At 50.4% G+C, this 13052-nt stretch carries 8 protein-coding genes; 4 read left to right on the top strand and 4 right to left on the bottom strand.

The window, feature by feature from the left end:
- Positions 1-327: 327 nt before the first annotated feature.
- Entirely contained in the window at positions 328-2046 is a 1719-nt protein-coding gene (locus RIC19_RS25735; protein WP_350181266.1) for a T9SS type A sorting domain-containing protein, read from the top strand.
- Positions 2047-2144: 98 nt separating this feature from the next.
- Here RIC19_RS25735 and RIC19_RS25730 read toward each other — a convergent pair whose 3' ends face one another.
- Positions 2145-3311, bottom strand: coding sequence for a 3-hydroxyacyl-CoA dehydrogenase NAD-binding domain-containing protein (locus tag RIC19_RS25730; RefSeq protein ID WP_350181269.1), 1167 nt, complete (start codon positions 3309-3311; stop codon positions 2145-2147).
- A gap of 566 nt (positions 3312-3877) precedes the next feature.
- On the opposite strand from RIC19_RS25730, the gene RIC19_RS25725 reads away from it, so the two are divergent.
- The 3 genes from RIC19_RS25725 to RIC19_RS25715 all read left to right on the top strand — a co-directional run bounded on the left by RIC19_RS25725 (position 3878) and on the right by RIC19_RS25715 (position 6524).
- Entirely contained in the window at positions 3878-4207 is a 330-nt protein-coding gene (locus RIC19_RS25725) for a single-stranded DNA-binding protein (RefSeq protein ID WP_350181265.1), read from the top strand.
- Between the two features lie 117 nt (positions 4208-4324).
- Positions 4325-4678 carry a single-stranded DNA-binding protein gene (locus RIC19_RS25720; protein ID WP_350181264.1) on the top strand — a complete coding sequence of 118 codons (354 nt, stop codon included), beginning with the start codon at positions 4325-4327 and terminating at the stop codon, positions 4676-4678.
- A gap of 682 nt (positions 4679-5360) precedes the next feature.
- Positions 5361-6524 carry a hypothetical protein gene (locus tag RIC19_RS25715; RefSeq protein ID WP_350181263.1) on the top strand — a complete coding sequence of 388 codons (1164 nt, stop codon included), beginning with the start codon at positions 5361-5363 and terminating at the stop codon, positions 6522-6524.
- Here RIC19_RS25715 and RIC19_RS25710 read toward each other — a convergent pair.
- From RIC19_RS25710 to RIC19_RS25700, 3 genes are all read right to left on the bottom strand, one after another.
- The gene (locus RIC19_RS25710) at positions 6521-7858 is read right to left on the bottom strand and encodes an MBL fold metallo-hydrolase (RefSeq protein ID WP_350181262.1); all 1338 of its coding nucleotides are present in this window, start codon (positions 7856-7858) and stop codon (positions 6521-6523) included. The genes RIC19_RS25715 and RIC19_RS25710 overlap by 4 nt on opposite strands.
- Positions 7859-7952: 94 nt before the next feature.
- Positions 7953-10427: an FtsK/SpoIIIE family DNA translocase gene (locus tag RIC19_RS25705; RefSeq protein WP_350181261.1), complete on the bottom strand. Its 2475-nt coding sequence runs from the start codon at positions 10425-10427 to the stop codon at positions 7953-7955.
- Positions 10428-10613: 186 nt separating this feature from the next.
- Positions 10614-12887: a patatin-like phospholipase family protein gene (locus RIC19_RS25700; RefSeq protein WP_350181260.1), complete on the bottom strand. Its 2274-nt coding sequence runs from the start codon at positions 12885-12887 to the stop codon at positions 10614-10616.
- Positions 12888-13052: the final 165 nt, after the last annotated feature.

The raw sequence follows: 13052 nt of genomic DNA, 5'->3' as shown, positions 1-13052 counted from the left end.
GGTCGCTGCCAGCTCCATCTAACCAAAGCCCCGTTGCAGAATACCGCAGCGGGGCTTTCTGGTTTTTTACACAACACCCCAAACACTCCCAAACGGGCTGCCACGCTATATGCGCCGGCAGCCCGTTTGGCGTAGGGGAAGCCCCATCCCCGCCTCATTATGGGTACCGCATTAAATCTGGTTATGGCCCAATCTCCCACTCCTCAGATCGCTTCTTCTCCCTCTCAATAAGCCGTTTTTTTTGTTGGATAGCTTACAAACTAAACATTGTCGCTTGCCTGGTATAGATATGCAAAGTATTTTAGGAATGAACTAAACCACATCAACATGAAATACGCGCTTACCCTATTATTTTGTGGGCTTACCTTACTACTGACTGGACAGGAAGGTCGGATGGACTACTTTTTTCATGAGCTCAGCTCGGAAGTCGACCAACCTTATCTGCGTACCAATGGAGATCATCTTTTTTCTTCCAGTTCAACCACATGGGTCGCAGCTACAGTTATCGACGATTGCCGTAACCCAAGCGCATTTTACTGGACTGAAGAGTTATCACCTGTCCAAAAATGGACCATTGGTATCAAAGACGAGGACATCTCACGCGTAGTTGAGGCCGATTGGTACGGGGATACCCTGATCATCCTTGGTATAGAACCCTGCTACGATGGTGGGACTGCTCCTATCACAAGAATTGGAAAGTTTGACACATTAGGTAACCTGCTGATGTCAGCATTCTATTTTGATTGCGAGGAAGATTTTGGTATCTCAGTTGAACCAAGGCCACTGGAGAATACCTGTCCGGTGATGGACGTGGCGGATGATGGTTCAGTATTGCTGGCTACTACTGTGGGCTTACTTCGCGTAGCACCCGGTGAAAATCTCTTTCCACAATCGGTAGCTGTAAATATCGACTCCCTAATTGGCTTAGTCAGCCTGCCCGGAACCTACGTTGGCCTTGCGACCCGCACAGAGTTAGCTATAGTAGATTGGGCAACTGATACCATTTTACTTTCCCTGGATCATACCGCTACTGCCATGACAGCAGCCGATAGTGCGATTTGGTACCTCACCGAAGGGGAGCTGCATCAAATTAGCGCAGACCTGTCTACAGGTACATGGGCTCTCCCAAGCGGGGATGCTGAACAGGTCCGCATAACCACCTTTGAGGGGCGCCCGCTCGTTTATGAACCCGGCATACCTGATTTTAAAGCCTGGCTATTCAATCCCGAAACCGAAGCCTTTGACCTCCTAATTGACTGGGCATTAGATGGAGTCGAAATTTTTGCGGTTGAGCCTTTTCGGGAAGATACGTTTTTCGTATCCGGACAGCTGGCAGATGGGCGGCGTGGCTTTGTCAAAAAAGCTACACCTGCTTCTTTTTCCTTTCAGCAAACCTTCGACATTGGCATTCGGAGCCTGAGTTTGGAATTAGTGGACATTGAGGTGGATGTAGAAGCAAGTGGAGAAATTTTCAACTACACCCTGGACTTCCGGCAAACCATGGAAATTGAAAACTATGGCACAGGAGTAATCGATGATTGTATTCTGGAGTGGAGCACCCGTCATGACTGGTGCGCTATACCAGGTTATCGGGTAATCAGCGATCTGGCCTTGCAGCCCGGTGATATTCAAACCATTACAGATACCCTGCGACATAACTTTTCCACTTCCGAGCCCATTATTTCAGATAGTATTTTTTATACCTTTAATGCCTTTGGGCCTAATCACTACCTTGATGCGTACGCTGAAAATAATTCAGCTACCGAAGGCTTTCTGGTCACCAATACCGATAAACAACGTTTACCCGGAGCCACCATCCAACTATTTCCCAACCCAGCCACGGGCAACGTACAGCTACAGTCTGATTTCCCCCTGGATCAGCTGGAACTCTACGACTTATTTGGGCGCTTACTGCACACTCAGCAGTTGGGAGGAACCCATCAAGCCACACTTGAAAGGCAAGGCGTCCCCTCCGGTATTTACCTGCTTCGGTTTCAGAGTGGCAATCGGTACGGTATTCAGCGTGTAATTTGGAGCGACAATTGATTTAGTGTAGCAATGAAAAACCTCTGGACCAAAAGGAAGTGCCAGAGGTTTTTCCGCTTTTTTAGACGGGGAGCGGTCAAATGCATGCCCTAAAAAGGCTATTCCGCATTCCCGTAAAACCTCATCCCATCTCTGGCCATTTTTCGCAATAGCGGGCTGCAACGGTAACGGTCCTCCAGGTATTCATGATGCAACCGGTCCATCGTTTCCACGCAGTGGTGTATGCCTTTCTCATCTGCCCATTGCAGCAGCCCTTTCGGATAATTCACGCCTTTGGTCATCGCCATATCGATATCCTCCCGGGAGGCAATATTGAGGTAGAGGGCATCGGCTGCTTCGTTGATCAGCATGACGAGAATCCGCCATACAATTTCCTGTCCAAGCTTCTTATCCTTATTGGGCTCTGGATTTTCTGCCCCGTCCCGGTAATCATAATAACCTCTTCCCGACTTTCTGCCCAGATACCCTGCCTCAGACAACCGCTTTTGCGTAAAGGAGGGCTTGTACCGTGGGTCGTAGAAAAAGGATTGAAAAACACTTTCTGTAACGGTGTAATTCACATCATTGCCGATGTAATCCATAAGGGTAAATGGCCCCATCCGGAATTTTCCGATTTCGGTCATCGCCCAGTCGATAGTCGCGACATCCGCCAACCCTTCTTCGAGAATGCGCAGTGCCTCTCCGTAAAAGGGGCGGGCTACGCGATTCACAATAAATCCAGGGGTGTCTTTGGCCACAACGGTGGTTTTCTCCCAGCTGTTGATTAAGCCACAGGCCCGGTCGACAATCGATGGGTTGGTTTGGACAGCCGGGATGATTTCTACCAGCTTCATCAAAGGGGCAGGATTGAAAAAGTGAATACCCAGGACCCGGCTCGGCTCTTTGCATACCGCTGCAATTGCTGCAATGGAAAGAGACGAAGTATTGGTAGCGATAATGCAATCTCCGGGTACGATCAGCTCTAGTTGTTCAAAGACGTTACGCTTGACGTCTAAATTTTCTACGATAGCTTCAATGACCAATCCTGGTTCCTTGAATTCGTACAAACTGTCTACATAGTGGATTCGCCCCTGTATGACCTGAGCGGTATCTTTCTCCACACGCCCTTTTTCAACCAGGCGCGCCATGATTTTCGCGAGTTTGTCCTTTGAGCGCTGCAGTGCTGCGGGGTTATTGTCATAAAGGAACACGGTGTGCCCGGCAGTTGCGGCTACCTGTGCAATACCACTGCCCATTGCCCCGCTTCCAATTACGCCTATATTCATCATATTTTGGTCTTGGTTGAGTTTGCAGGAAGGTACAAAAAAGGTAGAAAAAGCCAGCCTCCTTCCGGGCAGGTATGCATAACCTATTGCACCGGTGGCTGCCAATTAACAGCACCGCGTGCTTTAACCTGTGCGTCATAACTGATAAACAGGCCTTTCTTTGGACAGAGGCATAAGCCCCACGGTTGTATTGCCTATTGGATTGTTCCGCAAGTAATTGAAGGTAGAAGGTCGGGAAAACCAAGGCTACCAAGCGTGAAATACGCCCAACTAATTCGGACTAGTCGCGCTAGAGCGGGCCTAATAGGGGCTACAGAATCCGGACGGGCCCAATTTTGCGCAGGTTTTTATTTATATACGCTTATGAGGCCTCAGAATACTGTAAAAAGGGTAAGATTGTAACATGCTGGCAATCAATTTTTTGTGATCTTTTAAGTGTTTACAAACGGTTACAAACGTTTACAAACGGAAGTAAACATTTATTTATCGACTACGGTTTGCGTTTGCCCCCACCTTTGTGATGTCAGTTATCGACAACGTATTTCATCACCAAAAAATCATTAGTCATGAACAACTTACGCAACCACGTACAACTGATCGGCAACCTTGGCAAGGAAATCGAGTTCAAAAAATTAGCTGAGGGTAAATCTATTGCCCGGGCAACGATTGCCACACGGGAAGTCTTTAAAAACAAAAAAGGCGAAAAGGTCGTAGACGTACAGTGGCACAACCTGGTCGGATGGGACAGTGTCGCAGAGATCATGCAGGTACTGCTCAAAAAAGGAAAACAGGTGGCCGTGCAAGGCAAGCTGGCCCACCGTACCTTCGAAGGCAAAGATGGCAGGAAGCGCTTCATTACAGAAGTCATCGTCAGCGAATTTATGCCAATTAACTAAGCGGGCTCAATAGCTGCGCACTCTGTATAACCACATTTTTACATTCTTTATTATTAACCATTAGCTACTGCTCCGGCAGTGGATGAAAGACGAATGTCTTTAAAAAACCTTAAAATCATGAATGGAATCAGAAACAGTGTAACCCTTATTGGTTTCCTCGGACAAGATGCAAAAGTATTTGAAACGTCAACGGGCAAAACCGTTACCAACGTTTCCCTGGCTACTAACGACAGCTACCGCAACAAGAGTGGCGACCGGATTACGACTACCGAATGGCACCGCTGCGTAGCTTGGGGCAAGTTGGCTGAAATCATGGGCGAGTTATGCAAGAAAGGCCGGGAGGTCGCTGTGCGTGGTAAGCTTACGTACAACTCCTATGAAGACAAGAACGGCGTACAACGCATCACTCCGGAGGTCGTAGTACAGGAGTTTGTATTGCTCGACCGCAAGAAGATGGAAGAAGCGGCTTAATCCGGATTGTACCCCAATTAACCAAACCGTAAAGGCCTGTTGCTTCCTTACTTACCCGTAAGCCCGATGTGGGCAGGGCAAAAGACAGGAGGCGTGCAGGCCTTAAATCCACTTGCAACTCATAGAGCGCGTAATGCATGGGTATAGCAAGTTGGGTTTATGCAGTAGGCCCCTGTCAGGCATTTTGCCGGGCAGCGGGCCTACGGCTGTGTAGTACCGTCAGTGCCCGGTTGGAATTGTATTGCAAGGATAATCAAGGGATTACGATTCTGAGGGAAGTGCAGGGCCCTAAGCTGGTGCGACTGTTTTGTCAGGTACGAAATGACAGGTAGAAAAGACCGCATACGCTGGAAGGCTTCAGAGAAGTCATACCCTGACAACCCTGGCAACACCGCAGCAGATCGACTTCGAAGAAGTCGCATGTTTAGGGGCAATGCTCCTTCTGCTTACCTCTGTATACCCCGCTTTTCAAACTTGATAATCCACTACTGGGCTGCATGCTCATTCGCAGCAATGGCAGGTTCGAAAAGCGTTGATTTCCAGGAGGGAGCAAATTCCAAATAGGCACTCAGGCAGATTGGTCAGAATTGTTTTGGATAAAGCGGATTTACGCTACCTTCGCATCATGATACCGGAGCCACTGGCCTACCGCCCGAGTAGCTGCTCCGCTAACCAAAGGCATATGAAGTTTACAGAAGTTCGCTCAAAACAAGACTGGAAGGACTTTCATCAGGTCCCGCATGTGGTATACAAGGATGACGCCAACTGGATTGCCCCGCTTCAGGGAGACGTAGAAGGCGTTTTTGACCCTAAGATTAATGATACTTTCCTCAACGGAGAGGCGGTTTGCTGGGTGTTGCGCGATGACGCCGGGCAACTCGTAGGCCGGGTGGCAGCCTTTATAGACCATGCCCGCAACAAAATGCAGGATCATCCTATAGGGGGCTTAGGCTTTTTTGAGTGCATCAACGATGAGGAATTTGCTTTTGCCTTATTTGAAAAGGCTAAAGCGTGGGTTGAGGCCCGTGGCGCTACCGTTTTGGATGGGCCCGTCAACTTTGGAGAGCGCGATAAGTTTTGGGGGCTATTGGTCAAAGGGTTCTATCCGCCATTATTTCAGGAGAACTATCAGCCCAAATATTACCGGCAGTTTTTTGAAGACTGGGGCTTTATCCCGTTTGAACAAATCCTGAGCTTCAGAGGGGATAGCGACCAAATTCCGGTTGAACGCCTGGGCAATGTAGTCAAGCGGTTAAAGCAACGTAATAATATTGAGACGAGAAATCTCGACTATAGCCAATTGAAAAAATATACCGAAGACTTCTGCGAAGTCTACAACGCTGCGTTCAGTAAATACGGCCACTTCAAGCCATTAGAGCCTGGTCAAGTCCAAAAAATCTTACTGGAGGCCAAACCCATTGCGGATACCCAAACGCTCGCCATCACCTATTTTGATGGCAAGCCGGTTGCCTTTTGTGCCGTGCTCCCGGATATCAACGAATTGCTCCGTTTCGCCAAAGGCAAACTTTCCTGGTGGAAAATCCCCATACTGCTCATCAAAAAGGCCATGAGAAAGCAATTCGTCGCCAAAGGTATCGGGTTTGGTGTCCATCCGGATTATCAGCACAAAGGGGCTTATGCCGTTATCATCGAACACCTGACCAATCCCCGCAACGTTCAACGCTATCCGGTGATGTACCTTACGACCGTCAGGGCGCATAATCATGATGCAGTAAGTGTTTACGATAAGCTAAATGTCAAAGTAGACCGTGTTCATGTCGCTTACCGCAAACCACTGAAGGATGGTATTCCGGTAGAACCTTTTGAGTTTACAGAGCCTTACTAATCAAGTACCCGCTTAATCTCGTCACCGATATCAAGCACTTCCTTTTGCTGCGCCCGTTCCAGGATGCTCGCTGCAATAGCTGACCGGTAGCCACCGGCACAGTGCACGGCGACGGGCTTGCCATTGCCAACCTGCTTGGCTCGCTCCAGCAATTGGTCGAGCGGTACATTTATACTGGATGCAAAGGCGGGCTGCTGCTCGTGCTCCTTTGGGCTGCGCACATCTAAAATGGTATACAATTCCGGGGCAGCTTTGATTTTATCGAGGCTTGCAGCTTTTACTTTTCCATTAACAGGGGCTTTTTCCAACTCGAAAATGCCGGCAATAAACTGCTCATAGCTGATTTTAGCGGCTTTGGCCATGACCGTTTTCAGGTCATCCTCCGAGCTTGCAACCAGGTAAAATGGCGTGCCCGGCGCGATCAGTGTGCCCAGCCAGGTTTCAAATTTCTCTCCGTCCGGGATATTGATGCTGTTGTCGAGGTGCCCTTTTTTATAGAGCTCAGCTTTACGGGTATCAATGATCAGGATTTCCTCCTTGAGGTCGCCTGCTTCTCTTACGCGTGTTACTTTTTCCAGGCTGCTGAGGTAGGCTGGTACGCCCCGCCGGTTTTCTTCTACGGAAAATGGGAAGTACTTGGGCACATTGGGCTGCCCGGAAAGCAGTTCTTCTACGAAAGCTGTTTTGTCGGTTTCTGAAAACGCCCAGTTGGCCTTGCGCTGTTCCCCAATGCTGCTGACCGTTTCATCGCTCATATTTTTACCACAAAGCGAGCCTGCCCCGTGGGCGGGATAGACCATCACATTATCCGGTAGGGGCTTGAAAACAGATTGCATGGTCTCGTACATCTTACCGGCAAGCTCCGAACGGGTAAGGTTGAATTTACCGGCGTCTTCCCGTAAATCAGGCCGGCCAACATCGCCAATAAACAGGCTGTCACCCGTAAAGATGGCATGAGGCTTCCCATTCATATCGTAGAGGAGGTAGGAATTATGGTCGGGAGAGTGGCCCGGCGTATCAAGCGCCTGTATCTTTAAGTTGCCCAGCTCAACTGTTTCCTGGTCACTCAATGCCTGATGTGGGTAGGTAACCCCCATGTCAGGGTGGACATAAACGATTGTGCCGAAGGTTTGATGGAACTCCAGGTGGCTGCTCGCAAAATCGGCGTGGGGGTGAGTTTCGAAAACAGCTACAATATCTGCAGCGTGCTTTTTAGCGTAGGAAATGTAAGGCTGTGGGTCGCGCGCGGGGTCCACCAACGCCATCTTTCCATTATCGATTATCGCATAAGAGGCGTGTGCCAACCCCTCATCATAGAATTGATGAATATGCATGGACGGTTTGTTTTTAGTAAGCAACCTGAATATCAGTGCTGCTATACTAAACAACAGTTAAGTATGAAGGAGTGTTCATATTTTGATGGTGGGGCTAATTCCTATTCCGAATATCCTCCAGGTACTTCTCCAGCTCAATCTCATCATAAATCAGCACTTCCCGTGCCTTGCTGCCTTCACTTGGGCCCACAATACCGAGGGCTTCCAGTTGGTCCATGATACGGCCTGCCCGGTTGTACCCCAGCTTTAGCCGCCTTTGGATCATAGATGTGGAGCCGTGCTGATTTTGCACGATTAGCCGTGCTGCATCTTCAAACATCTCATCCAAATCAGCGTAAGTAAGCCCGGAGGAGCCCTGAATCTCTTCATCATCACCGTGGAACTCCGGCAGGTAGTGGGGCTCGGGGTAGCCTTGTTGGTCGGCAATGAAATCGATGACCCGCTCTACTTCGGGCGTATCCACGAAAGCGCCCTGCAACCGGACCATCTCGCCGCCAACCGACAAGAGCATGTCGCCCTGCCCAATGAGCTGATCGGCACCGCCGGAATCCAGAATCGTCCGGGAGTCTACTTTTGATGAAACCTTATAAGCAATACGGGCCGGGAAGTTGGCCTTGATCACCCCGGTAATGATATTGACCGAAGGCCGCTGCGTGGCAATGATCAGGTGGATACCCACTGCCCGGGCCAGCTGTGCCAACCGGCCAATAGGCAGCTCTACTTCTTTACCCGCTGTCATGATCATGTCGGCAAATTCATCAATGACCAGCACAATGAAAGGCATAAACCGGTGCCCTTTATTGGGGTTGAGCCGCCGCTGTACAAATTTCTCATTATACTCCCGGATATTACGGGCCGCCGCTTTCTTGAGCAGGTTGTACCGCTGATCCATCTCTATAGTCATGGAGTTGAGCGTGTGCACCACCCGGTTGGTTTCTGTGGTAATAGGCTCTTCCTGATTGGGCAGGAAGGATAAAAAGTGATGTTCCAGCTTGCTGTACGGGAAAAGCTCTACCTTCTTCGGGTCTATTAGTACCAACTTAACCTGTGAAGGGTGCTTTTTGTACAGCAGGGATATCAGGATGGCGTTCACCCCGACTGATTTACCCTGACCGGTCGCACCAGCCACCAGCAAGTGGGGCATTTTCGCCAGGTCCACTACAAAAACTTCATTGGAAATGGTTTTGCCCAATGCGATGGGCAAATCCATCTTCGCACGTTTGAATTTATCCGATACGAGGACCTCCCGCATCGATACAATCTGCTTCTTGCGGTTGGGCACTTCAATACCGATCGTGCCCCTGCCCGGAATAGGCGCAATGATCCGTATGCCCAATGCAGCGAGGCTCAGGGCGATGTCATCTTCCAGGTTTTTAATCTTGGAAATCCGTATGCCCGGTGCGGGCACAATCTCATAAAGAGTAATAGTTGGCCCGATGGTGGCGCGGATCTTCGTAATCTCAATCTTGTAGTTGAGCAGGGTCTCGATAATCTGCTCCTTATTAGACTCCAACTCGGAGCGGTCGATCTCGACCCGCTGTCCGGAGTAATCTTTCAGTAGGCTGCTCACCGGATACTCGTAGCTGGAAAGCTCGAGCGTGGGGTCATAGGGTTCGCTATGGTCCTGGTTTTCCTGAGCGATCGACAAGGGGGGCTTGTTGGTGTCGCTGTCTGCGCTGGCCGGGTCCTTGATTTCCAGCTCGCTGTCCTCAGCAGTAAGGGCTTCCGGTTTGTTCACGGTCACATCTTCCACGAGTTCAAAGCTCAGGTCATGCTGATGAGGCTTAGGCGGTGTCTTCGGCTCGGGCGCTTTGGAAGGGGGCTCAATGGGCTGTGATTCTGTATCGGTGCCTCCGCTGTTGCCGGGGCGCAGGGCTTCCGGGCGGGTCTGTGCACGGTCAGTATTGTTGGGCGTATTCGCTGTCTTGCCCGGCAATCTGCCGCTGAACCAATCGTTGATGTATTGTTGCGTATCCTTGACCGCACCCTGAGGCGTCATCTCATTGAAGTTGGGGTTCACATTCCAGACCAGCACACCGATCAACAGGAAAAGCAGCAGAATAATCATACCGGCTGTCCCAACAAAGCTGATGAGCCATTCGCTTACGGCTTCACCAAAAGCACCACCCCAGGGGAAAGCGGCATCGCCTGCAACGAACTCAAAGAAGACGCTGAAGATGAGCATGAGTAGTATCCAAAGCCGGAACTTAGGCCAGTAGATACTCAGGGCCTGCCGCCGGACCAGGGCTTGCCCGCTGACGATCAAGAGGGCTACGATGACAAAGGAAGGCAACCCAAAGCCCCAGTAGAAAAACATATTGGAAACGATCGCTCCCAGGCGCCCCAGCCAGTTGGCCATTTCTTCTGTATTGTCCAGTAGCAGTTTCCAGGAAAAGCGCAGGACTTTGTCCTGATCCAGTGCCCACGTAAACAAGTAAGAGGTAAAAGCAATGATGAAATACAGCCCCAGGAATAGCAGCAAGATACCAGCAAGCTTAGGTATCCGCTCGTCGTTAATTCCCAGTTTTAGGCTTAGTTGCCCTTTTTTCTTGCGCTTTTTCACCGCCATGCTCAATCAGTAACTTTCGTGTTTCCCCATCGGCCAGGTGGCAGGCACCTGGCATTCTTGGTTGTATTCAGGGTAGCTCTCCACAAAAATAGGCATTAATCGCGGCAATAATAACGATTCTGTTTGATTGTTCCCGCATGTTTATCAACAATTTGTTGATGCCTGTGGCAGGATTGCACATATTGCTCAAAACCGGTGCCCGATAGAAAGGAAGAGTTTGAGCTCCTTGGAGATATTAACGTTGCCGGCAAAGGGGTACATCAGGGTCATTTTTACCGGGCCGATGATGGTATTGATGCCGCCGGTCATACCCACACCCAGGATAAACTGCTGCAGGGCAATCCGCGATTCGCCTGCCCGCTCCGGCTCACCAAAAAGGCCAGCATTGGCATCGATCGCATAAAACATATTCCGCTTGAAAAAATGCTGATAGCCAATGCCTGCACCTACGGCTGCTTGTGCAACCAGATGGTTGGTATTCAAGCCATAAAACGGGATCGATCGCCGGGTCAGGGCTTCCGGGGCGCCTACCAGAAAAAAGTCGCCAAAGGTATTGCTCGGGCTTGTGACCAACCCCGCAAACGCGGAAGCCTTGATGGATTGCCGGCTGTTCAGTGGGATAAAATGCTCTGAGCGGAAATTGAGCTTTACGTAGGGTCTGAAAGAAAACAGGGAGTCTTGAGCCAGGCCGGCGTCCGGGTTTAGCCCGCTCACTTCATAGCCCGCATTGCGCAGCCCTTTTAGCTCCAGGGATAGCCGGGTGCCGGAGGTCGGGAAAATATTCCGGTTCAGGCTGTTATGCTCTAGGCGGGCGTACAGGTTATAGTTGGTGTAGCTCAGGCGTTCAAAGAGTAAGCCTGCCCCTACCTTTGGCTGGAAAATGAGGTTTTCCTGTTGGAGGCCAACCCCCAGCGCCGTATTGGTACTTAGCCGTTTCTGGACTTTTAAATCCACCACGGCTTCCATTAGGCTGTATTCTTCGTTTTGGGTGCCATTCTGAAATACCGGGATCTTATCGCGGGTCAGTTGAATATCGGTCACCCAGGCGTATTCCTGCGCTTCGTCCAGGTACTTTATATAGTTGAACTGAAACCGGAAGTTTTCGGACACCACGCTGTTGATCATCAGCCTGGACGAAGGGAGGATTACATTGCGGGAGGTCATATTGAAGCGAAACCCGGCACTGCTGTAATTATCGTAGTTGACGGCCGTTTTGAAGACGGTGGGGGCTCGTTCCAGGCATTGCAAAACCAAAGCCGGTTCACCTTCTTCCTCCCTGAGCTGAAAGGTGACCTTTCTGAATTTGTTGGTGCCTACCAGGCGGTTAATGGCGGTCTCAATGGCCTCCGGTGGGTAGCTTCTTCCGGCTTCCAACCCACTACGGCCAATGATTTCCTCCTCTGTATAGCGCTGATTACCCTGTACACGCAGGTTTTCGAAACAGATTTGTTCGGGCGCTGCCAGTCTCTGCGCCAGCTGTTGGGGCCCCAATGCATCCAAGCGTTCCTTCAGCTGCATCAGCTCGGGCAGCATAGCCCGGGCAGCCCGCTCGCCCCGGGCTATGATAGAATCCGCTTTGCTGAAGTCCTGAGCACCGTAGCCGGTCAGGTCGGGCTCAATGTAAAGGTCTACCATGGGCATTTGCTCCTGTGCGTCTTTTACGCTCAACAGGAAACCCGACTGCATCAGGATTTGAGAGAAGTTGTGGAGTTTGTCGGCCTCTGCCTTGACATATCCGGTATAAACGCCAATGATGATGTCTGCATCCCAGGCTTTTGCTTCTTCTACCGGGAAGTTGCGGATCAGCCCGCCATCGATAAGGATTTGGGCCCCTCTTTCTACCGGTGTGAATACCGTAGGGATGGCCATGCTTGCCCGCATGGCACAAGCCAGGTCCCCGGTATCAATGACGACTGGCTGGCCTTCGACAATATCGGCAGCAACACAACGGAAGGGTATCGGCAAATGCCTGAATTCTTCAATGTTATAAGCAGGCAGGGTCAGCCGGCTAAGCAGGTTGTCGACCTGTTGCCCATAGATCAGGCCAGAGGGCGGGATGAACTGCCCGTTGCGATAGCCAATTTCGAACAACTGGTTCTCGAAGTAGTCTTTTTCCTCCAGGATGACATTCTCCAACTCTATACGGTCGCTGAGCACCTGCTCCCAGTCCAGCTGCAGCAAAATGGCCTCAAGGGAGTCGGCCCGGTAGCCAATAGCGTAAAGCCCGCCAATAACACTGCCCATACTTGTGCCGGTGATGATATCAGGCTCTATTCCCACTTCTTCCAACACTTTCAATACGCCGACATGCGCCATGCCTTTGGCTGCACCACCACTCAGGACAAGGGCTACCTTGGGGCGCTCAGGGGCTTTTTGCCCGTGCAGGGGTGGGCAAAGCAGCAGTAAGGATAAAAGGAAAAAGAGCACTTGATCCGGTGCCGGGTGCGCATGGATTTTCATGGTTTAGTCGGGTTAATCTTTTGGAAGGCTTAGCAAAAAGACAATGCTTTGACCAGCGCCCGCCATGTGAAGATTAGGGTACTGCAAAGGTACCGGCTTTACCCGTCTAAGTCCAGTCTGTTGGTCTATAATAAGGTGTGATTCAGCGATTCTGGTGGAAGGATC

The organism is Phaeodactylibacter sp. (assembly GCF_040219495.1).
Classification (GTDB): Bacteria; Bacteroidota; Bacteroidia; order Chitinophagales; family Saprospiraceae; genus Phaeodactylibacter.
This window is presented reverse-complemented; position numbering and strand designations above follow the sequence as displayed.

What these genes read in the sequence shown, in the direction of transcription:
- RIC19_RS25735 (WP_350181266.1), top strand. Translation starts at nt 328, where the DNA reads ATGAAATACGCGCTTACCCTATTATTTTGTGGGCTTACCTTACTACTG.
- RIC19_RS25730 (WP_350181269.1), bottom strand. Translation starts at nt 3,311, where the DNA reads ATGAATATAGGCGTAATTGGAAGCGGGGCAATGGGCAGTGGTATTGCA.
- RIC19_RS25725 (WP_350181265.1), top strand. Translation starts at nt 3,878, where the DNA reads ATGAACAACTTACGCAACCACGTACAACTGATCGGCAACCTTGGCAAG.
- RIC19_RS25720 (WP_350181264.1), top strand. Translation starts at nt 4,325, where the DNA reads ATGAATGGAATCAGAAACAGTGTAACCCTTATTGGTTTCCTCGGACAA.
- RIC19_RS25715 (WP_350181263.1), top strand. Translation starts at nt 5,361, where the DNA reads ATGAAGTTTACAGAAGTTCGCTCAAAACAAGACTGGAAGGACTTTCAT.
- RIC19_RS25710 (WP_350181262.1), bottom strand. Translation starts at nt 7,858, where the DNA reads ATGCATATTCATCAATTCTATGATGAGGGGTTGGCACACGCCTCTTAT.
- RIC19_RS25705 (WP_350181261.1), bottom strand. Translation starts at nt 10,427, where the DNA reads ATGGCGGTGAAAAAGCGCAAGAAAAAAGGGCAACTAAGCCTAAAACTG.
- RIC19_RS25700 (WP_350181260.1), bottom strand. Translation starts at nt 12,887, where the DNA reads ATGAAAATCCATGCGCACCCGGCACCGGATCAAGTGCTCTTTTTCCTT.